The organism is Rhodomicrobium sp. R_RK_3 (assembly GCF_002198715.1).
GTDB lineage: Bacteria > Pseudomonadota > Alphaproteobacteria > Rhizobiales > Rhodomicrobiaceae > R-RK-3.
Genome location: NZ_MWLK01000037.1, coordinates 250481 through 276044, shown reverse-complemented (window position 1 = coordinate 276044; position 25564 = coordinate 250481). Strand labels below are relative to the sequence as shown.

Genomic DNA, 25564 nt, shown 5'->3' with positions numbered 1-25564 from the left:
GGCAGGCGAAAAAGCGCGCCGGGCAAGGGTCAATTTTGCACGCCGATTGGGGGTCAAAGTTCGGCGCCGATTGACAGGCAGTTTCAGCCAGGAAGCGCCACAGCGGAGGATTGCCGCCCCTCGGCGGCGGTTCGATCGTCATGTCGTCGGCGAAGCGGCGGTAATTCTCGGCGAGCCGGCCGAACTCGTCTTCGAGCCAGAAGCGGACCGAGAGGCGGGCTGCGTTAGGCGCGAGGCCTAGGACATGAAAGCGCACGCCTTTGGCGAGTCCTGGCGCGAAATCTTCGAGCCTCTCGCCGTTGCGAATCTTGGCAAGGATCGCGCCTACCTTTTGGCCGTCGGCGCTCTCGTCGATGCCGTTGAACATGGCGAGGAAGGCGTCTTCCGCGATGCTAGTCGGGTCGGCGTCGACGCACGATGCGTCGGCCCAGAACACCGTCGATGCGTCGCCGATCTGGATGCGATTCCGGCTGCCGGTTTCGAGGAACTTATTCAGCGCAGCTGTGTAGGCAAATGCCGCCGCTTCTGAGACTGGGGCATTGTCGCCCTGTACATGGCAGTAAGATTCAGACGCCTCCAGATTAAACGATACGATGGATGCGCCAGCTATCTGCGCACCCCAAACGCTCTTGATTGCGGGGTGCAAACGGGCAACGGGCGCATCGTCTCCCGAGATCATGCAGACCGCCTTGGACTTGTCGCCATCCGCTAGGAGGCGTGCCCAAAGCGACCGCGCCGCCGGACGGTCATGGATATTGATGCCGCTCAGCCGCTCGCTATTCAACGCGAAGACAACATTCAAGTCTTTCATTTCATCAGGCCAGCCGAGACGGAGGAAATCCTCTGGGCGCCAAGCCTCGATAAATCGAAGGAATGCCTTTAAGCCGGGGTCGTCGGCGTCTCGCAACGCTCGGGCATGCAACTCAAGAAAGGCCTGGAATCGAGAAGCGGCGTCCTTGCCTTCTTTTGCGCTTACGCCAAGCGCAAACGCTGTATTATCCCAGAGAAAAAAGGCTCTTGGTGTTATTCCTGGCCGCTTGAAGGAGGCAGGGACCGATAAACGTCGGCCTCTTAGTCTCTTTCCGGCGGTCGCGCGAACATCAATGGGTAGTCCCGCAGAGGTTCCGTCCTCATTAAGTGAGATCACGAATCCAATTTCTTCACTGGAATACCCAAACGGCGGCACTTCGTGGCGATCGGCCATGCGGTCATAGGCGCGCACGAGCGACGCGAGCACACTCATCGGCGGATCTCCGCAGAGTCGGGAGCGGGCACTCTCATAACGCCATTCTCGAGGCCAGCTCGAAAGAACATCGAAGCGCGGTCACCGGCATGGTCGATGTCCCAGAGCATGAACCCCAGATCGCGCGTCTCCGCGATGGATGCCGGCAAGGGCGCATCCGGCGACAGAAGCTCAAATCTGGCGGCGAATTCCCGCGTGCCAAGGCAAGGCTGCTGAAAGCATTGGCCTTTGGCGGCCCGGCGATTGAAGGTATCGAGATGCTTGCCCTCATTGTCGTCGGGGCCGGCCTTGGGCGTCAGCTTAAAATGCGCGGCGATGACATAGGCGACATCGATGAGCACGGTTGCCGCCCGCTGCTGCCGGTCTTCGTCTACGAGAAGCTGTAGTCCTTCAAGGCTGCCCGATCGCATAGCGGACTTAATCTTGCCGGCTGGAGCCTTATTGCCCACCTCATTTCGCCGGATCGACTGAAAGCGAATGGGCTTCAGCACATGGATTTCATCGATCACCCAGCGGATCGCCGGCTTCCAATGGATCGCCTCCAAAAGGCCCCGCGCCGCCGAAGGTGTCATCACATCGTATGAAACACGCTCGACCTTCATCTCCGGCCGAGTAAAGCAGGCGTAATCGCCCGAGACTTTCAGTCTGATGCCATAGGGCATGGCGGTTCGTTCCTTCGCAATCAGTAAATCGAATTTTCGATGTCAATATAATCAGCATTCTCCCAGAGGAGACCTTCCTCGGGTTTGTATAACCTCTCGGTCCGCAACACGGCGAACTGATCGCCGAACTCACGCTCCTGCGCAAAAGCCACGTGCCCGCATTTCCAGAGCAGCGCGCGGGCTTTGGGAGGCACTTGCACCACAAAGGTCTGAAGTTCACGCGCGACGGTGCCGGCGTGAACACCTTCCGATCCCAATCTCTCCAACGCGCGCCGCGCCGGTGGGTCCCTGGCGATGATCACCGGGGCCATGCCGCTGTTGATCATCCGGAAATCGTCGGCGGCGCTGCGATAGGCAAAGTTGGTCTCGCCGCCGCTGATCTTGAAGCGGCCAATGATGTCCCGCGCGTCGAGCCCTTCGCCCTTGCGCCAATAGACCTCGCGGAAATAATCCGTCATCGCCTCCGGCGAGAGCAGATCGTCATGTTTTCCCGCCGTCCGGGTGAAATCGCCTGCAAGCTGCGCGATCTCCCGAGGCGGCGGGTTATCCCGAGCCTTGAAGATCGTGACGATGCTGGCCTCCAACGACCGGTTGCCCTCGCGATTGCAGCGCCCCGCCGCCTGGGTAATCTGATCGAGTCCCGCCTCCGCCCGCCATAGCTTTGGGAAATCCAGATCGACGCCCGCTTCCACCAGAGATGTCGCGATCAGTCGGCAAGGGCGCCCATCCTTCAGCCTATGGCGAATCTCGGCCAATATGGTCCGTCGGTGAGCCGCATATTGGCGTGTCGTGAGGTGAACGGCGCCGTCGAGTCCAGCCGCCCTTACCTTGCGGAAAAGCGCCAGGGCATGGGCGCGACTGTTGACGATGATCAGCCCTTGGTCTTCGGCGGCAAGCGCATCCATCAGCTCGTCGTCGCCGGTCTCGCCGCGCCTATTGATCCGCACACGTTTCAGCTCACGCGCGAGGCGGGCCGGATCGGGTGCGAGTTCACGGCCCTCGAGCTTCAGTCCAATCAAATCGTCTCCTGCAAAATGCCGGGCATCCAGCGCTGGCTGCGTGGCGGTGCAAAGCACGATCGTTGTGCCATAGTTGCGGGCCAGTTCGTCGAGTGCTGCCGCACAGGGCCGGAGGAAGGCAAGCGGGATTGTCTGCGCCTCATCCAACACGATCACGCTGCGGGCGAGATTATGCAGCTTGCGGCAGCGTGAGGGGCGGGCGGCGAACAAGCTTTCGAAAAGCTGGACATTGGTAGTGACGACGATCGGGGCGGCCCAATCCTCCATTGCCAGTTTCAGCTTGTCGCGCCCGGTGCGTTCGCGGTTGTTTTCCTCCTCGATCGCCGAGTGATGTTCGAGCACGAACTGATCGCCCAGAACTTCGCGGAAAATGGCGGCCGTCTGATCGACGACGGAGGTGAACGGTATCGCATAAACGATCCGCTCCAGCCCATGCGCTTTGGCGTGGTCGAGCGCGAATGCCAGCGAGGCCAGCGTCTTGCCGCCGCCCGTTGGCACCGTAAGGGTGAACAGCCCGGGCTTCCGGGAGGACTGTCCACGCATATGGCTCAATATCTCGCGGCGCAGGCGATTCACCAGCGTGTCGCCGGCCGTCGCTTGCTTGCGAGCCATATAAGCGCCGAGACGCTGGATCAGCCCGTCCAAACTCGCTGACAGAGCTGGCCAGTCGCGATCGACCTCGGAGCCTTGCGCACGAGCGTAAAAGGCTTCGGTGTCGCGAAAATCGGCATCCACTAAGCAGGAGAAAATCATCCGGCCCAGGAAACCGAGCTGAAAGGCTGCCCGCTGTCGGTTTAATGAATCTGGTTGGATTTTGGGCCAAAGCCCAGTGGCATCGGGGGCCGTCGCGTCACGCCAACTGGGGGCAAGAGGCTCAAGCGGTTTCTTCAGCCGATCTGCTAGCGAACTCGGCCCCCCAATCTTGTCGGGCAGACCGGCATGATGCCCCGCGACGGCATAGGCGATTAATTCGGCTACGACTTTATCTCTCGGCGCGCATGGGAGGAGGCCAACTTCACGGGCTCCTGCTGTCGCGTGATCCACGGAGATACCATTCTTCATCAAGCGCGCCTGGAAGGTATCCGTGTATTTTCCGATGTCGTGCAATAATCCGGCTAATACGGCGGCACGCCGTCCACCGAAAATCTCGGCAAATTCGCCAGCTAACGTGGAAACTTGCTTTAAATGATCGTCAAGCGGCTGCCATTCTTGCTGCGGCCGATCTTGCAGTGAATGTGCGAAATACATACTCCACCCCTCACGCCGAGAGAAGCAGCAATTATTGGCACGAATCAAGGGCCGCGTTTGCCATCGGCCAGCGGACTGTGGAAAAGTGCCAAAGAGTTCGGCTCGCCAGGACAAGTATAGAGCGTCACTGTTGTCCAACCCGGCCCGATGTTATCGATGATAGGGCGCTCACAATTCTGGAAATGACCGAAGCGCCGGTTCGCCTTGCAAGAAGGCGCGGGCCTTCAGGCGTTCCCAACCCCCTGAGCGACAAACGCGGACATCAATAGCGCGGCATCAAGGGCTTGCTGCACAAACCAGAGCTTCTGAAGCAAACCCCTCGCGTAACGAACCCCGAAATCGAAAGTAGAACCCAAGCGGCCGAGCGCGGACAACTAAATGCGATACGGCTGTGCCACGAATTTAATCAATTTGAGAAAGTGAGTCCATTTGTGAGTCCGGGACAATATACCTCAAAAAACCATTGCTAGGCATAGCCATCTGGCGGAGAGGGAGGGATTCGAACCCTCGATACGCTTGCGCGTATTCCGGTTTTCGAGACCGGCCTATTCAACCACTCTAGCACCTCTCCGGAGCGGCTTATGTATCGCGGCAAGCCGCCGACTGCAAGCGTGGGAGCGAGCCAAATGCCCATCTCCACGCAATTTCTGCTGCCGCTCAGACCATGATGCCGAAGGCGTTCTCGGCGTTGCGGCGGATGGCGGCGATGTTGCCGGCATAGTCGCCGCCTTTGAACACACCGGAGCCGGCAACGATGGCGTTGGCGCCGGCGCGCGCGACCTGGTCGACCGTGTCGGCGTTGATGCCGCCGTCGACTTCGAGGTCGATGGGGCGGTTGCCGATCATCGCCCGGATGCGCCGGATCTTCTCGCATTGCGCCGGGATGAAGGCCTGGCCGCCGAAGCCGGGGTTGACCGTCATCACCAGGATCAGGTCGAGCCGGTCAAGAACGTATTCGATGGCGCTTTCGGGCGTCGAGGGCGTCAGCGCGACGCCCGCTTTCTTGCCAAGCGCGCGGATCGCCTGCAGCGAGCGGTCCAGATGCGGACTCGCCTCGGCGTGCACGGTGATGATATCAGCGCCCGCCTTGGCGAAGGCTTCCAGATAAGGATCGCAAGGCGCGATCATCAGATGCACGTCGAAGGGTTTGGGGCTGTGCGGCCGCAGCGCCTTCACCACATCGGGGCCGATGGTGATGTTCGGCACGAAATGGCCGTCCATCACATCGACATGCACCCAGTCGCAGCCCGCCGCGTCGATGGCGCGGACTTCCTCGCCGAGCCGGGCGAAATCGGCCGAGAGGATCGACGGGGCGATGACGACCTTGCGCTCGCTCATGGCTCCGCTCACGCTGCGCCGATGCGCGGGTCGAGCGCGCCGGAGGCATAGCGCTTGGCCATCTCGGCCAGCGGCATCACCTTGATCTTGGCGGCGCGCCCGGCGGTGCCGAACTGCTCGAAACGCTCCTCGCAGACCTTCTGCATCGCGGCGATGGCGGGTTTCAGATATTTGCGCGGGTCGAACTCGCCCTTGCTGCTGAACAGCACCTTGCGGATGGCGGCGGTCGCGGCGAGGCGCAGGTCGGTGTCGATATTGACCTTGCGAACGCCATGCCGGATGCCGCGCACGATCTCCTCGACCGGCACGCCGTAGGTCTCGCGTATCTCGCCGCCATTCTCATTGATGACGTCGAGCAGATCCTGCGGCACCGACGACGAGCCGTGCATCACCAGATGCGTGTTCGGGAGCCGGGCGTGGATCGCCTCGATGACGTTCATGGCGAGCACGTCGCCGGTCGGCTTGCGGGTGAATTTATAGGCGCCGTGCGAGGTGCCGATGGCGACGGCGAGCGCGTCGACCTTGGTCTCGGCGACGAACTCCGCTGCCTGCTGCGGGTCGGTCAGCAGCATCTCCTTGGAGAGCTTGCCTTCAAAACCGTGGCCGTCCTCCTTCTCGCCTTCGCCCGATTCCAGCGAGCCGAGACACCCCAGCTCGCCCTCGACCGAGACGCCGGCCCAATGCGCCATCTTGGTCACTTCGCGGGTGATGCCGACATTGTACTCGTAGGATGCCGGCGTCGAGCCGTCCGCCTCCAGCGAGCCGTCCATCATCACGGAATCGAAGCCGATGCGGATGGCCGAGGCGCAGGTCGCTTCATTGTTGCCGTGGTCCTGATGCAGGCAGATCGGGATGCCCGGATACTGGTCCTCGAGCCCTTCGACCAGCTTGGCCAGCAGCAAGTCGCCCGCATAGGAGCGCGCGCCGCGACTGGCCTGGATGATGACCGGCGAGTCGGTCTTCTTGGCCGCCTCCAGGATGGCGAGGCCCTGCTCCATATTGTTGATGTTGAAGGCCGGCACGCCATAGCCATGCTCGGCCGCGTCGTCCAGAAGCTGTCTGAGGGTAATCCTTGCCAACTCAAATCTCCTTATAGAGCCGGGGCCCGCGCCTGCGCCAGCGCGACGACGCCCGGCAATTCGCGCCCCTCGAGCCACTCCAAAAACGCGCCGCCTGCTGTGGAAACATAGCTGAAGCTTTCCGTAACGCCAGCTTTGTTCAGCGCCGCGACCGTGTCGCCGCCACCCGCGACGGTCACCAGATGGCCCGATTGCGTGCGCTCGGCGGCCAGCCGGGCCAGTGCGAAGGTACCTGCCTCAAAAGGCGGGGTTTCGAAAGCGCCGACCGGGCCATTCCACAGAAGAGTTTTCGCCGACCGGATGCGGTCGCCGAAATCGGCGATGGATTTGGGACCGATGTCGAGGATCATGCCGTCGGCCGGAATATCGGTCACCGCATAAACGGCGCTCGGCGCGTTCGGTTCAAATTTCGTGGCGACCACGGCGTCGGTCGGCAGCACGATGCGGCAGCCGGTTTCCGCCGCGCGCGACATGATCTCCTCGACCGTGTCGGCGAAGTCGGGTTCGCACAGCGACTTGCCGATCTTGTAACCTTGGGCGTGCAGGAAGGTGTTGGCCATGCCGCCGCCGATGATCAGCATGTCGACCTTGGGCGCTAGATTGGAGAGCAGCGGGATCTTGGTCGAGACCTTGGCGCCGCCGACGATGGCCGCGACCGGGCGCTTGGGCAATTCCAGCACCAGCTTGAAGGCTTCCAGCTCGGCCAGCATCTGCGGTCCGGCGAAGGCCGGGAGCTGATGTGCAATGCCATAGACCGAGGCGTGGGCGCGGTGCGAGACGGAGAAGGCGTCGTTGACAAAAATATCGCCGAGGCTTGACAGCTCGGCGACGAAATCGGCTTCGTTGCTCTCCTCACCGGGATAAAATCGTAGGTTCTCCAGGAGCACGATCTCGCCGGGCTGCATGGCGGCGACGGCGGATTTCGCCACCGGCCCGATGCTGTCCTCGACGAAATTCACGGCTTTGCCGCCCATGATCTCGCTCAGCTTGCCCGCGACGGGGCGCAGCGAATATTTCGCATTGCGCTGCCCTTCGGGGCGGCCGAGATGCGAGAACACGATCACCCGCGCGCCGCGCCGGGAGAGGTTTTCCAGTGTCGGAACAAGCCGTTCGATCCGCGTTGCGTCGCTCACCTGGCTGCCCGCCAGCGGCACGTTCAGATCGGCCCGGACGATCACGCGCCGGCCAGAAACGTCGACCTCATCGATACCTTTGTAACTTCCGTTGGAAATGATCGTCGGCATTGCTGCGTTCCAATTCTGTCTAAGGTCGGAGGCCGAGGCTTGGCGCGGCCCAGTTACAGGCTGTTTTCTGCTGAACTTGTCATAAGTCGCGAGCGGTGAGCTTCTATTCTACTTAAGCCATGTCCTATTTGGGAAGGGTTGACCATATGAAATGCAGTCGCGGCTCTATACTGCCTGCTTCCGCGCCAGTTTTCGACAGAAATAGAGATTCGCGAAAGCAGCCATTGAGTCGCAGGACAGCCGCCCGGGATCGCTCCAGCGGAGACGTCTAGGAATTTCGGATAATTCCTCCGTCGCCCCGGCCGTCGGAGCCGGGCCTACTCGCCACTCCGCTTGCCGCAGTGCCCGCGGGATCAGGGATTGGGTGCCGGCTTACCGTTGCGCGGTGGCCGGGATGACGAAGGTGGGTGACTGCGTCTAGAACCGCCCGAAGACCGCGACGCTGGTCGAGACCATGCCGGGGAAGAGGATCACCAAAAGCACCATCACCAGCATGATGAGCACCCAAGGGATCGAGCCGAGCAGGATGTCGGAGCTCTTGATCTCGGGCGGCGCGATCGATCGGAGATAGAACAGCGCGAAGCCGAAGGGCGGATGCATGAAAGAGGTCTGCATGTTGACGCCGATCAAGACGCCGAACCAGATCAGGTCGATGCCCATCTTCTCGGCGACCGGCGCCAAAAGCGGGATGATGATGAAGGCGATCTCGAAATAGTCGAGGAAGAAGGCCAGGAAGAAGATGAAGACGTTGACGAAAATCAGGAAGCCGATGACGCCGCCCGGCAGATTGCTGAGCATGCTCTCGACCCAGAGATCGCCGTCGACGCCGCGGAACACCAGCGTGAACACCGTCGAGCCGACCAGGATGAACATCACCATGGTGGTCAGCTTCAACGTCATGTCCATCGACTCTTTCAGCACGGACAGCTTCAGCCGGCCATGCGCGATGGCGAGGCCAAGCGCGCCGACAACGCCCATGGCGCCGCCTTCGGTTGGCGTCGCGAGCCCGACCAGGATCGTGCCGAGCACCAGGAAGATCAGCACCAGCGGCGGCACCATCGAGATCAGGCAGCGGACGAGAAGCTGGCCGGTGCTCATGGTGCGGGCCGACAGCGGCAGCGCCGGCACCCATTCCGGCTTCAGGATGCTGACGGCGAAGATGTAGAGGCAGAACAGCCCGACCAGGATGAAGCTCGGGATGAAGGCGCCGGCATACATATCGCCGACCGACTTGCCCATGGCGTCGGCGAGCACGATCAGCACCAGCGAGGGCGGGATGATCTGGGTGATGGTGCCCGACGCCGCGATGACGCCGGTCGCCAGCTTGGCGTCATAGCCGTAGCGCATCATCACGGGCAGCGAGATCAGCCCCATGGCGATGACCGAGGCCGCGACCGTGCCGGTGATGGCGCCGAGCAGCGCGCCGACGAAGATCACCGCATAGGCAAGGCCGCCGCGCACCGGGCCGAAAAGCTGGCCCATGGTGTCGAGCAGATCCTCGGCGAGTCCGCTCCGCTCCAGTATTGCGCCCATGAAGGTGAAGAACGGGATCGCCAGCAGGAGCTGGTTGGAGGCGATGCCGTAAATGCGCTCGGGCAGCGCCTGCAACAGCGTCGTCTCGAAATAGCCAAGCTCAATGGCGACGGCGCCGAAGAACAGGCCGACGGCGGAGAGCGAGAAGGCGACGGGATAGCCGAGCAGCAGGACGAGGATCAGCGCCGCGAACATCAGCGGCGCCATGAGTTCGAAGGAAAGTCCCATCACTGTACCGGCCGCTCATAATGTTTGACGGGCGTGCGCAGCCCTTTGACGATGGCGATCTTCTTGATCAGCTCGGCGACGGCCTGGATGGCCAGCAGAATGAAGCCCAGCGGGATCAGCAGCTTAACCGGCCAGCGCAGGAGGCCGCCGGGATCGGAGGACATTTCGTTGATCTTGATGGAGTTGACGATCATCGGGATCGACATGTCGGCGATGACGATCGCGGTCGGCAGCAGGAAGAAGATCAGGCCGAAAATGTCGACCATGGCCTTGCGGCGCACCGAGTAATTGGTGAAGAGCACGTCGACCCGCACATGCTCGTCATGCTTCAGCGCGTAGCCGGCCGCGAGCAGGAACATCGCCGCGAACATGTACCACTGCGCTTCCAGCCAGGCGTTCGAGCTCTGGTTGAAGCCGTAGCGGATCAGCGCATTGCCGGCGCTGACGAGGCTGGCGATCAGCACCAGCCATTTCAACACCTGGCCGATCCATTCGGTCACCGCATCGATTGCGTCCGCCAAAGCCAAGGCTCTGCGCATAAATCATCCCTTCCGCTGTCGGGGCCGGCATCGCGCCGGGTCGGACGCGGGTGTACGACAAGGCCGGCGATCCCGGCAACCGGGAGGCTTCGCGGCCGGATGCGGCCGAAAAGCGCTCCCCGCGCCTGGATCGCCGGAGTGCTACAGATTCTTGGAGTAGAATTCGGAGATGCCGAATTCGCTGAGCGCGAACCAGTCGGCCTCCTCCGCGCGGAAAACCTTCCAGACGTCGTAGATCTTCTTGAATTTGGCGTTCTTGGCCGCCTCCTCCTCGTAGAGCGCGGTCGATGCGGCGTAGGCGCCTTTCATGATCTCGTCGGAATATTTGTGCAGCTTGACGCCCGCCGCCAGCAGCCGGGTCAGCGCCAGCCGGTTCTTGGCGTCATATTCGGCGACCATGTCGATATTGGCTTCGCGCGAGGCGGAGATGATGGCTTCCTGATATTGCTTGGGGAGGCCGTTCCATTTCTCCAGGTTGACCATGATGTGGTACATGGAGCAGGGCTCCCACCAGCCCGGATAATAGTAGTTCTTGGCGATCTTGTAGAAGCCGAGCTTCTCGTCGTCATAGGGGCCGACCCATTCGGTGGCGTCGATGGTGCCGCGCTCCAGCGCCGGATAGATGTCGCCGCCGGGCAGCGCCTGCGGCACCGCGCCGAGCCGCGCCATGACCTGACCGCCAAGGCCCGGAATGCGCATCTTGAGACCCTTGAGGTCCTCGAGCGTGTTCACCTCGTTGCGGAACCAGCCGCCCATCTGCGCGCCGGTATTGCCGGCCGGGAAAGCGATGGCGTTGTAATCCTTGAAGAACTCGTTCATCAGGTCGATGCCGCCGCCATGATACATCCAGGCATTCTGCTGCCTTGTGTTCAGGCCGAAAGGCACCGCCGTGCCGAAGCCGAAGGTCAGATCCTTGCCGACATAATAATAGGCGGCGGTGTGGGTGACTTCGACCGTGCCTTGCTGCACGGCATCGAGTGCCTGAAAAGCGGGCACGAGGTCGCCGGCGGCGAAGGGGCGGATGATGAACTTGCCGTCCGTCAGCTTGGCCACGCGGTCGGCGAAGACTTCGGCCCCGCCATAGATGGTCTCGAGGCTTTTCGGGAAGCTCGAAGTCAGCCGCCAGCGAATCGTCGGGGCCGTCTGCGCAATGGCTGGGGCGGCGAGAGCGGTGGCTGCGGCGGCGATACCGGACGTCAGGACTGTGCGGCGTTTCATCGTTCTCCCCATGGCTGCCGAAGGCATTTTGCCTGCGAGATTGTATGCAAGGAGTATGCCATTGCATCCCGTGGCGGGGCCAGCGCTTCGGCTAAACCCTTATTTCCATTGGGCTGATGACCGGCGCGCGGGCTGCCCGGCGCGCTGTTATCGAACTGTCTTACGAAGCCGCTACAAAAGCCGGATGTCTGCCTGCCGCCGACCTCTCCCGCCGATGAGTGCCGATGACCAAGAACGATCAGCTTGCCGATCTGGCGGCGCGCGCTGAAGGCCCGCTGCTGCTCTGGGGCCGGTCCTTGCAGAACTTCCGCCAGGTATGCAGCCTGTTCCCGTCGAGCCCTTTCGTCGGACGCGCCATGGGCTGGGCCATCGCCGAGCGGCCGGCCGGCCACGTCGTCGAACTCGGCGCGGGCACCGGCGCGGTGACACGCCAGCTTCTCCGCCATGGCGTGGCGGACGAACAATTGACGCTGGTGGAGATCGACAGTCAGCTCGGCGGCCATCTGCGCCGCAGCTTTCCCGGCATGGACGTCATCATCGCCCCGGCGCAGGATCTCGCGGAGCTTTGGCGGGAGCGCGACGGGCCGCCGGTCGGCGCGGTGGTCTCAACCATGCCGCTGCGGCTGTTCGATGAGGAGACCATCCTCGCCATCATGCGCAGCAGCCTTGCCGTGCTGGAGCCGGGCGGGGTCTTCGTGCAGTTTACCTACCGGCAGCGCAGCCCGGTGCCCGAGCATATTTGCGACGCGCTCGGCCTAGCAGCGGAGCATTATTGCCGGGTCTGGATCAACCTGCCGCCCGCCGGGATCTGGGTCTACCGCAAGCGCCCGGAATCAGCCCTTTAACGGGCGCTTCAGCGCCTCGCAATCCGCGAATGGTCAGCGAGCGGCGCGCGACGATTGGGCTAATCGGGGGTGCTGAAACGCGCCGAAGGTCGTAACCACCTGCTGAGCGGCAGATATCCGACTTCGGATCGTCGAGGCATTTGCCTCTCTCCCTCGTCCCGGGCGGCCGTCAGGCCGGACCGCGACCCACTCGCGGATCCAGCAAGCACTGCGGCAAGAGGCGACCCGAGTAGGCCCGGGTTCTGGCGGCCGGGGCGACGGGGTGAGAGTGTCGAAATTGCCGAAGTTCCCTCTCGCAGTGGAGACCTTTGCGTATCGAAGGTCCTCTCCCCGTCGTCCGGACGGCCGTCAGGCCGAGCCGGGACCCAATCATATTTCCGCTATTGCTGCGGCAAGTGGAGAGGCGAGTGGGCCCCGGCTCTAACGGCCGGGGCGAAGGAATCGAAGTTTTGCAAAGGTCTTCTTGGGGAGAGGGTGGCGCGCGTCAGCGTGCCGGGTGAGGGGTTACAAACGATCGGATAGGCATTACCCCCTCACCCTAACCCTCTCCCCGTGGGAGAGGGCACCCGGCTGCGGAGCGGATGTAATGGCGGTTGTTCCCGGCTCCGCCTCAACGAAATAGCCTTAGCCGCGGGGCTGGCTGCCGCTCAACCGGCGCGCCGCCTTCACGCGCCTTGCGCTACAGCTTCGGCTTGCGGACGGGGATCGGCACGGTGCCGTCATCGTCGCCGCCGCCGGGCTCGGTGGAGACGGCGGTGATGGCGATGCCGGGGACGACAGGGCTGCCAGCATCCGTCGCCGTGCCACCCGGCGGGTTCGCCGCGGCGGTCTGCTGCGCGGCGGCGGCCTTGGCGGCCGCCTCCTGCTTGGCGCGGATCTCCTTTTCGATGATCCGCCACTGGGTCACGCCCTTCTTGTGGTCGTCATAGGTCTCGGAGAAGGTGTGGCCGCCGGTGCCGTCGGCGACGAAGTAAAGGTCGGAGGTCTTGGCCGGGCGCAGCACGGCTTCGAGCGCGGCGCGGCCCGGATTGGCGATCGGCGTCGGCGGCAGGCCCTTGATCGTATAGGTGTTGTAGGGCGTCATCTGCTCGATCTCGGTGCGCAGGATCGGACGCCCGAGCGTGCCCTTGCCGCCAGAGAGGCCGTAGATGATGGTCGGGTCCGACTGCAGCCGCATGTTCTTCTGCAGCCGGTTGACGAACACCGCCGCGACGCGCGGGCGCTCGTCGGCGCGGCCGGTCTCCTTCTCGACGATCGAGGCGAGGGTGACGGCCTCCTCGCGGGTCTTGATCGGCAGGCCCGTCGCGCGCTTGGGCCAGATCTTGTCCATGAACTTGCGCTGCTCGCTCTGCATCCGGGCGATCAGCTCCTCACGGTCGGTGCCGCGCGCGAAACGGTAGGTGTCCGGCAGCAGGCTGCCTTCGGCCGGGATCAGGTTGATCTTGCCGGTGAGTTCGGGATGCGCGTTCAGCCGTTCGACAACCTGATAGCTGGTCAGTCCCTCCGGCAGCGAGACGCTGTGCAGGAAGGTCTTGCCTTCGACCAGCGCGTCCAGGACGTTGCGCATGCTGGCCTGCTTCTTGATCGCATATTCGCCGGCCTTCAGCCTGGACTGGGCCTGGAAATAAACGAGCACGGCAGCAACGAAAATCCGCTGATCGGAGATCACGCCTTCGCGCTCGAGCCGGCTGGCGATTTCGCGCACGCCCTCGCCCTTGGGGATCACCACGACGGTTGAGAATTCGAGCGGCCCGGGCTGGTCGAACTGGGTGCGCACGAAATAGAACAGGATCGCAAGACCAATCACCCCGACAAAAGCCAGGGTGATGACGTTGTTCAAGATGCGAACGATCGGCCGCTGCCGCCAGCTTGCCGGATCGACCGGCGGCTCGGGGGCATGGTCGGGTTCAAGCGCTTCAGCCGGGCTGCGGGGCAAGGCGCCGTAATCGCGGTGGGCGCCGTAATAGCCTCCACCTTGATACCCGCGATCTTGCTCCCATTGACGATTATCGCCCGGCATAGTGGATACGCTCTCCGACCCCAAAAACACGGCAAGAATGAGCAACCAATTATGGCGAAAGCTAGGTTAGACGCCTTGCCGAACCGTTGCAATGCCTAGCCGCGTCTATTGCGTAACACGCCGAAAAATCAGCGATGCGTTCGTGCCGCCAAAGCCGAAGGAATTGCTCAGAACGATATTGACCTGCTTAGACCGTGCCTTATGCGGCACGAGATCAATGCGCGTCTCCACCGAAGGATTGTCGAGATTGAGCGTCGGGGGCGCAATATTGTCGCGAATGGTTAAGACCGAGAAAATCGACTCGACCGCTCCGGCCGCCCCCAAAAGGTGCCCGATGGAGGATTTGGTCGACGACATGGTCAGCCCTTCGGCGGCGTCGCCGAACAGCCGTTCCACCGATTGCAGCTCGATTTCGTCGCCCATCGGCGTCGAGGTGCCGTGCGCGTTGACATAGTCGATCTGCGACGGGGTGATGCCGGCGCGCTTGACCGCCATCGTCATGCAGCGATAGGCGCCGTCGCCATCTTCCGCGGGCGCGGTGATGTGATAGGCATCGCCCGACAGGCCGTAGCCGATGATTTCGGCATAGATCTTCGCGCCCCGCGCCAGGGCGTGCTCATATTCCTCAAGCACCACGACGCCGGCGCCCTCGCCCATGACGAAACCGTCGCGGTCGCGGTCATAGGGCCGCGAGGCACGCGTCGGCTCTTCGTTGAAATGGGTCGACAGCGCCCGGCAGGCGGCAAAGCCGGCCAGCGCCAGACGGCAGATCGGCGATTCCGTGCCACCCGCGACCATCACATCGGCATCCCCAAGCGCGATCAGCCGCGAGGCATCGCCGATAGCGTGCGCGCCGGTCGAGCAGGCCGTGACGACCGCATTGTTCGGCCCCTTGAGGCCGTGGCGGATAGAGACGTAGCCGCCGGCCAGATTTATCAGGCGGCCGGGGATGAAGAACGGGCTGATGCGTTTGGGGCCTTTTTCGGCCAGCAGGATCGCCGCCTTCTCGATGCCCTGCAATCCGCCGATGCCAGAACCGATCAGCACGCCGGTCGAGGCCTGATCCTCGTAGCTCTTCGGATGCCAGCCGGCATCGTCCAGCGCCTGATCCGCGGCGGCGACGGCATAGACGATGAAATCGTCGACCTTGCGCTGCTCCTTCGGCTCCATCCACTCGTCGGGATTGTATTTGCCGTCGGCATAGTCGCCGCGCGGCAGGGAACAGGCGACCTGGCAGGTGATGTCAGAGACATCGAAATCGGTAACCCGGCTCGCGCCGCTCTCGCCCGCGATCAATCGTTTCCAACTCGCCTCGACCCCGCATCCCAGCGGGGAAACCATGCCAAGGCCAGTAATCACGACACGCCGCATCATGCCTCCCGTATGCATCACGAATGCGCCCGTTCCTTGAGCTTGGCCGCGATCACGGTTCTGATCGGGAGGACCCCCCGGCCCCTACCGACGAAGCCTTGCTCAAGAAAGGACGTCAATTTAAGCGCTGGCGTGCTGTTCGAGAAACCGAATCGCATCGCCGACGGTCTGGATCGTCTCGGCGGCGTCATCGGGGATCTCGCAGCCGAACTCTTCCTCGAACGCCATGACCAGTTCGACCGTATCGAGGCTGTCCGCGCCGAGATCGTCGATGAAGCTGGCATTGTCCGTCACCTTGTCGGCCTCGACGCCCAGATGCTCGACGACGATCTTCTTCACACGTTCAGAGATATTTTCGCTCATGCTATTGCCTCACCATTGCTCCCAAATAATCCGGTTCGGAGATTTCCGATCACGAAACTCAACGCGTGCTACCTTTGCCAGGCTGTGATCTAAAGCACTGGAACGCGACGATGCGGCTGATATCACAGATGAAAGGCCGGAAATGGCATTTCAAGTCCCTGTGATGGCTCCGCCAAGTAGCACAGTTTCCGGTGGCTGACCATCGCCCGCACACCGGAATTTCCAAAGCCCTACATCATCGCCATCCCGCCATTGACATGAAGGGTATCGCCCGTGACGTAGCGGGCTTCGCCGCTGGCCAGATAGACGACGGCAGCGGCGATGTCTTCCGGCTTGCCGAAGACGCCGGCCGGGATCGCCGCGGCAATCGTCGCGACCTGCTTTTCGTTCAGCACATCGGTCATCGGCGTCTCGATGAAGCCCGGCGCGATGCAGTTCGCCGTGATGCCGCGCGAGGCGACTTCCCTCGCAAGCGATTTGGTCATGCCGACCATGCCCGCCTTCGAGGCGGCGTAATTGCTCTGGCCCGGATTGCCGACGACACCGCTGATCGAGGCGATGTTGATGATCCGGCCGTAACGGCGTCTCATCATATTACGCACAGCCGCGCGACAAAGCACGAAGGTTGCGGTGAGATTGACGGCGATGACATCGTCCCACTCTTCGTCCTTCATGCGCATGAACAGATTGTCGCGGGTGATGCCGGCATTGTTGACGAGAATGTCGAGCGTGCCGACCGCGGTCTCGGCCTGCGTCGCCAGGGCGGCGACCGCGTCGCGATCCTTCAGGTTGCACGGAAGCGCGGTGACATCGCCGATCTCGGCGGCGAGCGCTGCCAGCCGGTCCTCGCGGGTGCCGGAGATAGCGACGCGCGCGCCCTGCGCCTTCAGCGCCTTGGCGATTTCGCCGCCGATGCCGCCGGTCGCTCCGGTCACAAGCGCGCCTTTTCCGGTAAGATCAAACATGCCGCGATCCTGTGTTGAGGCTTGATATGCTTATTGCGCCGCGACGGCGGAGGCCGCAACGGCCTCGACGTCATCGGCCGTGCCGATGGCCTTGCCGGTGAGCCGCTCGTCGATACGGCGGGCCATGCCGCTCAATACCTTGCCGGCGCCGATCTCGTAAAGGGTGGTGACGCCCTCATCGGCTATGAAGGCGACGCTTTCGCGCCAGCGCACGGTGTCGGTGACCTGCTGCACCAAGAGGCGGCGGATGGTCTCGGGATCGCTAACCGGCGCGGCGGTGACATTGGCGATCAGCGGCACGGCGGGCGGGTTCAGCGTAACCTCGCTCAGCGCCTCGGCCATGCGGTCGGCGGCGGGCTGCATCAAGGCGCAATGGAAGGGTGCGCTGACCGGCAGCGCGATGGCGCGGCGCAGACCGTAATCCTTGCCGATCTCCCCGGCGATCTCGACGGCGCCCTTCGCCCCGGAAATCACCACCTGGCCGGGGGCGTTGTCATTGGCGACCTGGCAGACGAGGCCGGTCGCGTCGCTGGCCTCGGCGGCGATCTTGGCGGCGACCTCGAGATCGACGCCGAGCAGCGCCGCCATGGCGCCCTCGCCGACGGGAACCGCGACCTGCATCGCTTTGCCGCGAATGCGCAACAGCCGCGCCGCGTCGGAAATGGAGAGCGTGCCGGCGGCGGCCAGCGCCGAATATTCGCCGAGCGAATGGCCGGCGACGTAGCGGGCGGCCTTGATATCCCAGCCCTTTTCAGCCTCGAGCACCCGCAGCACGGCGAGCGACACGGCCATCAGGGCAGGCTGGGCGTTTTCGGTGAGGGTGAGGCGTTCGGCCGGTCCGTCCCAGATGATCTGGGTCAGCTTCTCGCCGAGCGCGTCGTCGATTTCGGCGAAGACGGCGCGAGCCGCCGGATAGGCCGCGGCAAGATCCTTGCCCATCCCGACAAACTGGCTGCCCTGCCCGGGAAATGTGAAGGCGATGTCCATATAGAAACGACAGAACCCTTGAGCGAATACCGATGCTTCGATGCCGTCTCTCGCGACATTGCGCGCCAAAGACAACTATTGCATCGGCAATGTCAAGCTTTCGTTCATGTTTGGCGAGGGCCAATACCGCGTTTTGTGGCTCCCCCTTAGACGCCCCCGCGCTTCCCCTTGCCATCCGCGCAAAATCGCCTATAAAGGCCGCTCACCGCTTCGGTTGGAGGCTGAACGGGAACCGCATGGGGCTGCTCATGCGGTCGCTTGTGTTTTTGCAGGCGAATTCCCGGTGTTTCCGCTCTTTCGAGACTTCCGCTTGAGCTTTTCCCTAAGGGCTCAAAGGGGCTTCGCGCCGAGGCATATTGTGGACCATGGGAAAGGCGCAATCATGCCGCTTTACGAACATGTCTTTCTTGCGCGCCAGGACATCACGGCGCAGCAGGCTGCGGCCTTGCAGAAGACCTATCAGACCGTCATCGAGGAAAATGGCGGCAAGGTCGGCAAGGTCGAATATTGGGGTCTGAAATCCCTCGCTTATAAGATCAAGAAGAATCGCAAGGCGCATTACGCGCTGATGAATATCGACGCGCCTCATGAGGCCGTGGCCGAGATGGAGCGCCAGATGGGCCTCTCCACCGACGTCATCCGCTTCATGACCATCCGCGTCAAGGAACTGGACGAGAAGCAATCCGCGCCGATGAAGCGCTCCGACGACCGCGAGCGCGATCGCGGCGACCGGGGCGATCGCGGCGGCGACCGTGGCCGTGGGCCGCGCCGTGACGACCGCGGTGGCGGTGGTGGTGGCGGCGGCTATCGTGGCGATCGCGACCGCGAACCGCGCGGCGATCGTGAGCCCCGCGGTGACCGCGACAGCGGCCCGCGCTTTGCCCGCACCGAAACCGCTCCCGTGGGAGACGACGCATGAACGGCACCTCTTCTTCTCCCGCGCGCAAGACGTTTCACCGCCGCCGCAAGACCTGCCCGTTTTCGGGCGAGGGCGCTCCGGTCATCGACTATAAGGACGTCAAGCTGCTGCAGCGCTTCACCTCGGAGCGCGGCAAGATCGTCCCGAGCCGCATCACCGCCGTTTCCGCCAAGAAGCAGCGCGCCCTGGCGCAGGCGATCAAGCGGGCACGCTTTCTCGGCCTGATCCCCTATCTGGTGAAATAGGCCGCTCCGGTCCGGTTTCGGCCGGACCGCATCGACGTAAATATCAGGATTGGCGGGCGGCCTTGTCGCCTCCCGCCGCGAACCCTGGGTTGAGGCGTCCCTCGGGAGCCTCTAACCGCCTCGCAGCGGGACAGCAAAGTGATGGCATCGCCTCGATTGATCGGCATTGGCTCAGGGCTGGTTGCGGCCGTCCTGTTCACGTCGCTCGCCAATAATTCGGCGCTGGCGCTAATGCTGTTCTATCTGACGCCGCTGCCGGTGCTGCTGGCCGGCATCGGCTGGGGCCTGCTTGCCGCACTGATCGCGCTGGTGACCGCGACGCTGATCGTCAGCTTTGCGCTCGGCATCCAGACCGCAATCGCCTTCATCCTCTATGTCGGCCTGCCCGGCGTCATCCTCTCCTATCTGCTTCTGCTGCATCGCGAGGCCGCGCCTGCGGGCGGACCCGGCGGGACGGTCGCGGCTGGCGGACCTGCGATCGAATGGTATCCGCTCGGCCGCATCATCGCCTGGGCCGCCGTCATGGCGGGCGGGCTGGTGGCTCTCGGCCTCGTGCTGCTCGGCGGCGACGGCGAGGGCTATCGCGCCGCCGTGCGCTCGATGTTCGACGACAATGCGCTGACGCAATTGCAGGGCATTTTCGGCGCCGAATTCGGCCAGGTCGAGTTCGACCGCTTCATCGAGCGCTTCACCCGCTACATCCTGCCCGCCTTCGCCGCGACCTTCTGGCTCTTGGTGATGATCGGCAATCTCTGGCTCGCGGCGAAAAGCGCCTCGATCTCCGGACAGCTCAACCGCCCCGTCCCCAGCTTCAGCCAGATCAACTATCCGCCGCTCTTCGTCGCGGCCTTCTTCGCCGCGCTTGGCCTCAGCTTTTCACCCGGCGGCCTCGGCCTTGCTGGCATGGCCTTTCTCGGCGCCTTCGGCTGCGCCTTCCTCATTCTGGGCGTCGCCGTCGTGCACTCGCTGGTCGCCGGGACTCAGCTCAAGCCTGCACTGCTCGTCATCCTCTATGCCGGACTGCTGCTGACGCCGTGGTTTGCACCCATCGTCACCGCGCTCGGCCTCGCCGAGCCTTTCCTTCACCTGCGTCAGCGCGTTCAGCGCCCCACCCCTCCCGCCGGCGGCAGGGGACCCAACTCTTAAGGAGCCTAAAACATGCAGATCATTCTTCTCGAACGCATCGGCCGGCTCGGCCAGATGGGCGACGTGGTCAAGGTCAAGGACGGCTATGCCCGCAATTTCCTGCTGCCGAAAGGCAAGGCGATGCGCGCGACCAAGGCCAACCTCGCCCATTTCCAGACCCAGCGCGCCCAGCTCGAGGCTCAGAATCTTGAGCTGAAGAAGGAAGCCGATGCGGTCGCAGTGAAACTGAACGGCAAGAGCTTCATCGCCCTGCGCCAGGCCAGCGACAGCGGCCAGCTTTACGGCTCGGTCTCGACCCGCGACATCGCCGACCTCGTCACCGAAGGCGGCTTCACCGTCGCCCGCACCCAGATCCTGCTCGACCGCCCGATCAAGACGCTCGGCCATCACCCGGTGCGCGTCAGCCTGCACCCGGAAGTGTCCAGCTCGATCAGCATCAACGTCGCCCGCACCCTCGAAGAGGCCGAGCGCCAGGCTCGTGGCGAGAACGTCACCCAGTTCCGCGACGATGACGAGGAAGACGCCGAGGCCGCCCGCCTCGCCGCCGAGGCTCTGTTCGAGCCCGACGCCCAGATCGCCGACGCGGAATAAGGATGGCGAAGCGGTCGCGCTGATTGCTGCGACGGCCCGGCCCGGTTGGTTCAGGCACCGATTTTGTGACGGCACGCGCCGACGCTTGCTGCGGCCATGCCGCTTTGCCCAGGCGGGCCTGTTGCGCACCGCGTTAGGGCTCTTTCCTACCGTCGTCCCGGGCGGCCGTCAGGCCGGACCGGGACCCAATCATCTATCCGCGAATGCTGCGGCAAGCGGAGATGCGAGTAGGCCCCGGCTCTGACTGCCGGGGCGACGGTGCGTGGTGCTGGTTGGGTCAAAGACGACCGCTTGAGGGCCGCGCGGGGGCCATTGCTGCGGCAGATCCCGTTCAAAAGTCCTGGGCGGCCCGTGCCGGAACCCGCCCAAGCGCATCAAATCGTCTTCTTCGCCATCATATCCGCGATCGTATCGGCCTGCCTGAGCGCCAGCGTGACGATCGTCAGCGTCGGGTTCTCGGCGGCGCCGGTGGTGAATTGACTGCCGTCGGAGATGAACAGGTTCGGGATGTCATGCGTCTGCCCGAACTTGTTCACCACGCCGTCTTTCGGCTTCTCGCTCATGCGCGAGGTGCCCAGATTATGCGTCGAGGGATAGGGCGGCGTCGGCATGGTCCGCGTCGCACCGATGGCGTCATAGACCGCCTGCCCCTGCTTCCAGGCATGGTTGCGCATGGCGATGTCGTTCGGGTGATCGTCGAAATGCACATTGGCGACCGGCATGCCGAGCTTGTCCTTTTCGGTGGCGTGCAGCGTGACGCGGTTGCTCTCCTGCGGCATGTCCTCGCCGACGATCCACATGCCCGCCGTGTTCTCATAGGCATCGATCGCCGAGGTAAAGCTGCGGCCCCAGGCGCCCGGATTGAGGAAGGCCGCCATGAAGGGCAGGCCGAGCGACAGCGTCTCGAATTCATAGCCGCCGACGAAGCCGCGCGCCGGGTTGTGCTTCGCCTCGTCGGAGATGACGCCGGCCATCGTGGTGCCGCGATACATGTGAACCGGCCTGTCGAAAATGCCGTAGACCGAGGCCGTCATGTGCCGCATGTAATTGCGCCCGACCTGGCCGCTGGAATTGGCGAGCCCGTCCGGGAACAGCGAGGAAGCCGAGTTCAGCAACAGCCGCGGCGTCTCGATGGAATTGCCGGCCACCGCGACGACGCGGGCCTTCTGCTTCTGCAAATTGCCCGCCTTGTCGGCATAGACGACGCCCGTCACCTTGCCCTTGGCGTCGTGCTCGATCTTGACGACATGCGAGTTCGACCGCACTTCCAGCTTGCCGGTGTCCTCGCCCTTGGGGATTTCCGCGATCAGCGTCGACCATTTCGCGCCCGACTTGCAGCCCTGGAAGCAGAAGCCGATCTGCTGGCACGAGCCGCGCCCGTCGCGCGGGGCGGAGTTGATCGCCATGCGCCCGGTGTGGACCTCCGTGTAGCCGAGCTTCTTTGCGCCGGCTTCGAACACCTTGTAATTGTTGCTGCCCGGCAGGCCCGCGATGCCGTTGGTGCGGGTGACGCCCATGCGGCTCTCGGCCTTGGCGTAATAGGGCTCCAGCTCGGCGAGCGTCAGCGGCCAGTCGAGCAGGTTGGCGCCCTTGACGTCGCCATAGACGGTCTTGGTCTTGAACTCATGCTCCTGGAACCGCAGCGACGCGCCCGCCCAATGCACGGTCGAGCCGCCGACCGCCTTGACGATCCAGGCCGGCAGATTGGCGAAATCCTTGGCGACGCGCCAGGAGCCGGAGGTGGTGCGCATATCCGTCCAGGCGAGCTGGGTAAAACTGTCCCACTCGTCATTGACGAAATCCTCCATCTCGTAGCGGCCGCCCGCTTCCAGGATCACCGTGTTGATGCCCTTCAGGGCAAGTTCGGTGCCGAGCGTACCGCCGCCCGCGCCCGAGCCGACGATCACGACGACGCTGTCGTCATTCAGATCGAATTTGCCAGCCATGTCCTATCCTCCCTGCCACCCGGTTAGATCCAGGTGATGTCGTCGAAGCCGCGCTTGATGTAGCCGCCCTTTGAGGCCGACTCGCCCTCATAGCCGAACAGCGGCCAGACCTCCTTCTGGTTGTAGAGGCCGGTGACGAGGCCGCCGCGCAGCGTCTTGAAGAAGGGCGTGCCCTCGATCTTGCGCAGCAGCGCCACCCGCTCCTCCTCCCAGCCGACGCCGACATAATCGGTGCCGTGCGCCTGCTTGGCGGCGCTGTTGAGCTCGGCGATGCCGCCCTCGATCAAAGTCTTGATCTTGGGGTCGGTGGCCGCCTTGACGTCGTAATCCTTGATGGCGACGGCGTAGAAGCGATCAGGCACGCGGTCATGCGGATAGATGTCGCGCGCGGCCTGGATCAGCGCCTGCACGGTTTCCGGCGCGAGACCCTTGGTTTCCATGCCCCAGGCCTCGATCGGATTGATGACCGCCTTCGCGGTCAAGACCAGCGCCGCCGCCGAGGCGGCCTTCACGAAGCTGCGGCGCGAAACGCCGTCTCCAAATCTGCTGTCGGTCATGTCCTCCACTCCCTGTTTTTCTGGTTGCGGCTCATTGGTACCGGCCATGTTTTTGAAGCACTTCGATTTTGTAGCCGTCCGGGTCCTCGACGAAAAAGAACTTGGCCATCAGCGCCCCATCACGCTGGAACTCCTTGATCGGCTTCGGATTAAGGCCCGCCGCTGCAAAGCGCGCGTGCTCGGCATCGAGGTTGTCGACCGCGAAGGCGATGTGGCCGTAGCCGTCGCCGAGCGCGTAGGGCTCGGTGCGGTCATGATTGATGGTGAGTTCGAGTTCGAAATCGGCTTCGGAGTTGCGCAGGTAGACCAGGGTGAAGGTCTCGAAGGGGAAGCGGTCGGCGATTTCGAGGCCGAATGCCTGCTGGTAGAACGCGACGGATTTCGCCTCGTCGAGAACCCGGATCATGCTGTGGATCGCTTTTGCCATGTCTGCCTGATGTGATGTTGCTTTGCGTTACGGAGTGAGCGTTTTCAGATAGTCGATGATCAGCCGGCGTTTTTCCGGGTCGGCCTGCCGGTAGGGCATGGTGCTGCCGGGCACGACGGATTTGGCGTCGGTCAGCCAGCGCTCGAGCGTTTCCTCGTTCCAAACCACGTCCGACGCGCCGAGCGCCGGCGAATAGGCGAAGGCCGGCTGCGATCCCGCCTTGCGGCCGAAGACCCCGCTGAGATTGGGGCCTTGCCGGGGAGGAGCACCGAGATCGGTCGCGTGGCAGACGCCGCAGCTTTTGATGAATTGCGCCTTGCCGGCCTCGCTGTCCGGCATCGCCGCGCTGGCGCTCCAGATTGCGCCGAAGAAGACAGCCGCGCTCACGGCGTGAAGCCACGCAATTTCCCTGTGCAAATATCGCTCCCGACTTTGTCTTTATTTACAGGCAGTCTAAGCCCCTGCCGGGAGCAGCGGGTAGTATTATCGTGTTACGCGGGGGGGTGTGAGGCGCGGGGGCTTTTAGTCAGTGAAGCGGGCCGAAGCCCGCTCTACCGACCTGCAAGAATATCGGCCCGGCCCGGCTACTGCACCGTGATCGGCAGCGCGGCGCCTTTTTGGCTGTCCGGTGCCGGCTGGGCTTCGAGGCGCTGCAAGGCGCTGAACAATCCGGCCGCGATCAGTTCATTGGCCAGCGCATTCGGATGCGGATCGGGCGGCGTCACCCACAGATCGGCCGAAGGCCGGGACTGCAAATTCGGCAGCAGGTCCACGAAGGGCACCTGATTTTCCACCGCCGCCTGCTGGACCAGATCCGTCACGAGCCCGAAGCGATAGTTCTGCACGTCGTGCAGCTCGGGCAGATGCGCGACCAGGAGCTTGATGTTGTTGGCCTTGCAATAATCGGCGAGGCGCTTGATCGCGCCCTTGGCCGCAAGCCAGGTCTCCGACTTGCCCCCATCATAGAGGCCGAGATAGTAGTCCGCCCAATCCTGCCGCGTCGACATCTGGCGCAGGATGGTGTCGATCCGGCCTTTGACGAAGACGCAGGAATAGCAATATTTCAAGAGCCAGGATGGCTCCTTGCGGCGTTCCGGCGTCGGCTCGGCGTCGTTGACGAAATAATTCAGTACGACGATGTCGGGCTTGTATTGGAAGCCCTTGGTCAGGAAGTACTGCACCTCCTGGACGGTGTTCCAGTTGCCGACGCCGAGATTGACGATTTCGGCCTTGCTGCCCGCCGCCTCGTACAGCCGCTCGATGCGCTTGGAGAAGGTGTCCTCAAAGGGCACGCCCCAGCCTTCGGTCAGGGAATCACCGACCATGGCGATGCGCAGCACGCCGGGGGTGCGCTCATAGGGGATCTCGCGGTCGCGCTGGCCCTTGGAATTGGTCGCCACCTCGACGCCCATCAGCTTGGCCTTACGGTCCGGACCGTGCTCGTGGCCGAGCAGCGGGTCCGGCGAGACGACTTTCACGTCCCGCGCATATTTCCACATTTCGAGGTCGAACTGCATGCCGTCATCGGCGACGAGACGGACGGCGATCTCGGTGAACGCCGCCGTCAGGACGAGGCAGAATGTCAGCAGCAGAGCCGGAAACAGGACCTTCTTCATCGGCCACGCGCTGCTAAAACAGGGTGTAGATGAACGGCGCCACGGCGGAGCCCTTCGTCAGCACCAGCAGGCCGCCGACCAGGATCATCACCATGAAGACCGGCAGCAGCCAGAACTTCTTGCGGACCCGCATATAGTCCCAAAATTCAACGATAAACCCCATCCTCGCCACGTCCTCATATGGTTTGTGAGCTTCCTACCACAGCCATTTGCGG

Annotated in this window: 25 protein-coding genes and 1 tRNA gene; 5 read left to right on the top strand and 21 right to left on the bottom strand. The window is 63.3% G+C overall.

What is annotated here, in order from left to right; all coding sequences use genetic code 11:
- From cas8c to BLEFHOIH_RS24685, 10 genes are all read right to left on the bottom strand, one after another.
- The coding region (gene cas8c, locus BLEFHOIH_RS24730) for a type I-C CRISPR-associated protein Cas8c/Csd1 (RefSeq protein WP_088348737.1) at positions 1-1243 on the bottom strand (1243 nt) is incomplete at its 3' end.
- Positions 1240-1905, bottom strand: coding sequence for a type I-C CRISPR-associated protein Cas5c (cas5c, locus tag BLEFHOIH_RS24725; RefSeq protein ID WP_088348715.1), 666 nt, complete (start codon positions 1903-1905; stop codon positions 1240-1242). The genes cas8c and cas5c, both read right to left, overlap by 4 nt.
- Positions 1906-1925: 20 nt before the next feature.
- Positions 1926-4172, bottom strand: a complete 2247-nt coding sequence (locus BLEFHOIH_RS24720) for a CRISPR-associated helicase/endonuclease Cas3 (protein ID WP_088348714.1) — start codon at positions 4170-4172, stop codon at positions 1926-1928.
- A 481-nt stretch (positions 4173-4653) separates the two neighbouring features.
- Positions 4654-4743 (bottom strand) — tRNA-Ser (locus BLEFHOIH_RS24715).
- 86 nt (positions 4744-4829) lie between these two features.
- On the bottom strand, positions 4830-5510 hold the full coding sequence (rpe, locus tag BLEFHOIH_RS24710; protein ID WP_088348713.1) for a ribulose-phosphate 3-epimerase: 681 nt from the start codon (positions 5508-5510) through the stop codon (positions 4830-4832).
- 8 nt (positions 5511-5518) lie between these two features.
- On the bottom strand, positions 5519-6589 hold the full coding sequence (gene fba, locus BLEFHOIH_RS24705; RefSeq protein ID WP_088348712.1) for a class II fructose-bisphosphate aldolase: 1071 nt from the start codon (positions 6587-6589) through the stop codon (positions 5519-5521).
- Positions 6590-6600: 11 nt separating this feature from the next.
- Positions 6601-7833, bottom strand: a complete 1233-nt coding sequence (locus BLEFHOIH_RS24700) for a phosphoglycerate kinase (RefSeq protein ID WP_088348711.1) — start codon at positions 7831-7833, stop codon at positions 6601-6603.
- A 417-nt stretch (positions 7834-8250) separates the two neighbouring features.
- A complete protein-coding gene (locus tag BLEFHOIH_RS24695; RefSeq protein ID WP_088348710.1) occupies positions 8251-9594 on the bottom strand; it encodes a TRAP transporter large permease subunit in 1344 nt (447 codons plus the stop codon).
- Positions 9594-10133, bottom strand: coding sequence for a TRAP transporter small permease subunit (locus BLEFHOIH_RS24690; protein WP_088348709.1), 540 nt, complete (start codon positions 10131-10133; stop codon positions 9594-9596). The genes BLEFHOIH_RS24695 and BLEFHOIH_RS24690 overlap by 1 nt, the downstream gene beginning before the upstream one ends.
- Before the next feature lie 141 nt (positions 10134-10274).
- Complete coding sequence (locus BLEFHOIH_RS24685) at positions 10275-11351, bottom strand: TRAP transporter substrate-binding protein (RefSeq protein WP_088348708.1); 1077 nt, start codon at positions 11349-11351, stop codon at positions 10275-10277.
- Between the two features lie 224 nt (positions 11352-11575).
- Between BLEFHOIH_RS24685 and BLEFHOIH_RS24680 the strand changes: the two genes are divergently transcribed.
- Positions 11576-12196 (top strand): methyltransferase domain-containing protein, encoded by a 621-nt coding sequence (locus BLEFHOIH_RS24680; RefSeq protein ID WP_088348707.1) that lies wholly within the window; start codon positions 11576-11578, stop codon positions 12194-12196.
- A 679-nt stretch (positions 12197-12875) separates the two neighbouring features.
- Here BLEFHOIH_RS24680 and mltG read toward each other — a convergent pair.
- The 5 genes from mltG to fabD all read right to left on the bottom strand — a co-directional run bounded on the left by mltG (position 12876) and on the right by fabD (position 17902).
- Entirely contained in the window at positions 12876-14216 is a 1341-nt protein-coding gene (mltG, locus tag BLEFHOIH_RS24675; protein WP_088348706.1) for an endolytic transglycosylase MltG, read from the bottom strand.
- Positions 14217-14321: 105 nt separating this feature from the next.
- Entirely contained in the window at positions 14322-15587 is a 1266-nt protein-coding gene (fabF, locus tag BLEFHOIH_RS24670; protein ID WP_088348736.1) for a beta-ketoacyl-ACP synthase II, read from the bottom strand.
- A gap of 120 nt (positions 15588-15707) precedes the next feature.
- Positions 15708-15950 (bottom strand): acyl carrier protein, encoded by a 243-nt coding sequence (locus tag BLEFHOIH_RS24665; RefSeq protein WP_088348705.1) that lies wholly within the window; start codon positions 15948-15950, stop codon positions 15708-15710.
- Positions 15951-16180: 230 nt separating this feature from the next.
- Positions 16181-16915, bottom strand: coding sequence for a 3-oxoacyl-[acyl-carrier-protein] reductase (gene fabG / locus BLEFHOIH_RS24660; protein ID WP_088348704.1), 735 nt, complete (start codon positions 16913-16915; stop codon positions 16181-16183).
- A 30-nt stretch (positions 16916-16945) separates the two neighbouring features.
- On the bottom strand, positions 16946-17902 hold the full coding sequence (gene fabD / locus BLEFHOIH_RS24655; protein WP_088348703.1) for an ACP S-malonyltransferase: 957 nt from the start codon (positions 17900-17902) through the stop codon (positions 16946-16948).
- Positions 17903-18284: 382 nt separating this feature from the next.
- Between fabD and rpsF the strand changes: the two genes are divergently transcribed.
- The 4 genes from rpsF to rplI all read left to right on the top strand — a co-directional run bounded on the left by rpsF (position 18285) and on the right by rplI (position 20803).
- Complete coding sequence (gene rpsF / locus BLEFHOIH_RS24650; protein ID WP_088348702.1) at positions 18285-18821, top strand: 30S ribosomal protein S6; 537 nt, start codon at positions 18285-18287, stop codon at positions 18819-18821.
- On the top strand, positions 18818-19066 hold the full coding sequence (gene rpsR / locus BLEFHOIH_RS24645; RefSeq protein ID WP_088348701.1) for a 30S ribosomal protein S18: 249 nt from the start codon (positions 18818-18820) through the stop codon (positions 19064-19066). Before rpsF ends, rpsR begins: the two co-directional genes overlap by 4 nt.
- Positions 19067-19207: 141 nt before the next feature.
- Positions 19208-20212 carry a DUF2232 domain-containing protein gene (locus BLEFHOIH_RS24640; RefSeq protein WP_088348700.1) on the top strand — a complete coding sequence of 335 codons (1005 nt, stop codon included), beginning with the start codon at positions 19208-19210 and terminating at the stop codon, positions 20210-20212.
- A gap of 12 nt (positions 20213-20224) precedes the next feature.
- Positions 20225-20803, top strand: coding sequence for a 50S ribosomal protein L9 (rplI, locus tag BLEFHOIH_RS24635; protein ID WP_088348699.1), 579 nt, complete (start codon positions 20225-20227; stop codon positions 20801-20803).
- Positions 20804-21177: 374 nt separating this feature from the next.
- Here the strand turns inward: rplI and BLEFHOIH_RS24630 are convergent, their stop codons facing one another.
- The 6 genes from BLEFHOIH_RS24630 to BLEFHOIH_RS26960 all read right to left on the bottom strand — a co-directional run bounded on the left by BLEFHOIH_RS24630 (position 21178) and on the right by BLEFHOIH_RS26960 (position 25512).
- Positions 21178-22749, bottom strand: a complete 1572-nt coding sequence (locus BLEFHOIH_RS24630; protein ID WP_088348698.1) for a GMC family oxidoreductase — start codon at positions 22747-22749, stop codon at positions 21178-21180.
- Between the two features lie 23 nt (positions 22750-22772).
- Entirely contained in the window at positions 22773-23306 is a 534-nt protein-coding gene (locus BLEFHOIH_RS24625; protein ID WP_088348697.1) for a twin-arginine translocation signal domain-containing protein, read from the bottom strand.
- Positions 23307-23337: 31 nt separating this feature from the next.
- Positions 23338-23733 carry a VOC family protein gene (locus BLEFHOIH_RS24620; protein ID WP_088348696.1) on the bottom strand — a complete coding sequence of 132 codons (396 nt, stop codon included), beginning with the start codon at positions 23731-23733 and terminating at the stop codon, positions 23338-23340.
- 27 nt (positions 23734-23760) lie between these two features.
- Entirely contained in the window at positions 23761-24120 is a 360-nt protein-coding gene (locus BLEFHOIH_RS24615; protein ID WP_088348695.1) for a c-type cytochrome, read from the bottom strand.
- Between the two features lie 197 nt (positions 24121-24317).
- Entirely contained in the window at positions 24318-25349 is a 1032-nt protein-coding gene (locus tag BLEFHOIH_RS24610; protein ID WP_088348694.1) for an SGNH/GDSL hydrolase family protein, read from the bottom strand.
- Positions 25350-25362: 13 nt separating this feature from the next.
- Positions 25363-25512, bottom strand: coding sequence for a DUF5989 family protein (locus BLEFHOIH_RS26960; protein ID WP_088348693.1), 150 nt, complete (start codon positions 25510-25512; stop codon positions 25363-25365).
- Between the last annotated feature and the right edge of the window lie 52 nt (positions 25513-25564).

Coding starts and splice junctions, on each gene's coding strand:
- cas5c (WP_088348715.1), bottom strand. CDS start 1,905: ATGCCCTATGGCATCAGACTGAAAGTCTCGGGCGATTACGCCTGCTTT.
- BLEFHOIH_RS24720 (WP_088348714.1), bottom strand. CDS start 4,172: ATGTATTTCGCACATTCACTGCAAGATCGGCCGCAGCAAGAATGGCAG.
- rpe (WP_088348713.1), bottom strand. CDS start 5,510: ATGAGCGAGCGCAAGGTCGTCATCGCCCCGTCGATCCTCTCGGCCGAT.
- BLEFHOIH_RS24700 (WP_088348711.1), bottom strand. CDS start 7,833: ATGCCGACGATCATTTCCAACGGAAGTTACAAAGGTATCGATGAGGTC.
- BLEFHOIH_RS24695 (WP_088348710.1), bottom strand. CDS start 9,594: ATGGGACTTTCCTTCGAACTCATGGCGCCGCTGATGTTCGCGGCGCTG.
- BLEFHOIH_RS24690 (WP_088348709.1), bottom strand. CDS start 10,133: ATGCGCAGAGCCTTGGCTTTGGCGGACGCAATCGATGCGGTGACCGAA.
- BLEFHOIH_RS24685 (WP_088348708.1), bottom strand. CDS start 11,351: ATGAAACGCCGCACAGTCCTGACGTCCGGTATCGCCGCCGCAGCCACC.
- BLEFHOIH_RS24680 (WP_088348707.1), top strand. CDS start 11,576: ATGACCAAGAACGATCAGCTTGCCGATCTGGCGGCGCGCGCTGAAGGC.
- mltG (WP_088348706.1), bottom strand. CDS start 14,216: ATGCCGGGCGATAATCGTCAATGGGAGCAAGATCGCGGGTATCAAGGT.
- fabF (WP_088348736.1), bottom strand. CDS start 15,587: ATGCGGCGTGTCGTGATTACTGGCCTTGGCATGGTTTCCCCGCTGGGA.
- BLEFHOIH_RS24665 (WP_088348705.1), bottom strand. CDS start 15,950: ATGAGCGAAAATATCTCTGAACGTGTGAAGAAGATCGTCGTCGAGCAT.
- fabG (WP_088348704.1), bottom strand. CDS start 16,915: ATGTTTGATCTTACCGGAAAAGGCGCGCTTGTGACCGGAGCGACCGGC.
- fabD (WP_088348703.1), bottom strand. CDS start 17,902: ATGGACATCGCCTTCACATTTCCCGGGCAGGGCAGCCAGTTTGTCGGG.
- rpsF (WP_088348702.1), top strand. CDS start 18,285: ATGCCGCTTTACGAACATGTCTTTCTTGCGCGCCAGGACATCACGGCG.
- rpsR (WP_088348701.1), top strand. CDS start 18,818: ATGAACGGCACCTCTTCTTCTCCCGCGCGCAAGACGTTTCACCGCCGC.
- BLEFHOIH_RS24640 (WP_088348700.1), top strand. CDS start 19,208: ATGGCATCGCCTCGATTGATCGGCATTGGCTCAGGGCTGGTTGCGGCC.
- rplI (WP_088348699.1), top strand. CDS start 20,225: ATGCAGATCATTCTTCTCGAACGCATCGGCCGGCTCGGCCAGATGGGC.
- BLEFHOIH_RS24630 (WP_088348698.1), bottom strand. CDS start 22,749: ATGGCTGGCAAATTCGATCTGAATGACGACAGCGTCGTCGTGATCGTC.
- BLEFHOIH_RS24625 (WP_088348697.1), bottom strand. CDS start 23,306: ATGACCGACAGCAGATTTGGAGACGGCGTTTCGCGCCGCAGCTTCGTG.
- BLEFHOIH_RS24620 (WP_088348696.1), bottom strand. CDS start 23,733: ATGGCAAAAGCGATCCACAGCATGATCCGGGTTCTCGACGAGGCGAAA.
- BLEFHOIH_RS24610 (WP_088348694.1), bottom strand. CDS start 25,349: ATGAAGAAGGTCCTGTTTCCGGCTCTGCTGCTGACATTCTGCCTCGTC.
- BLEFHOIH_RS26960 (WP_088348693.1), bottom strand. CDS start 25,512: ATGGGGTTTATCGTTGAATTTTGGGACTATATGCGGGTCCGCAAGAAG.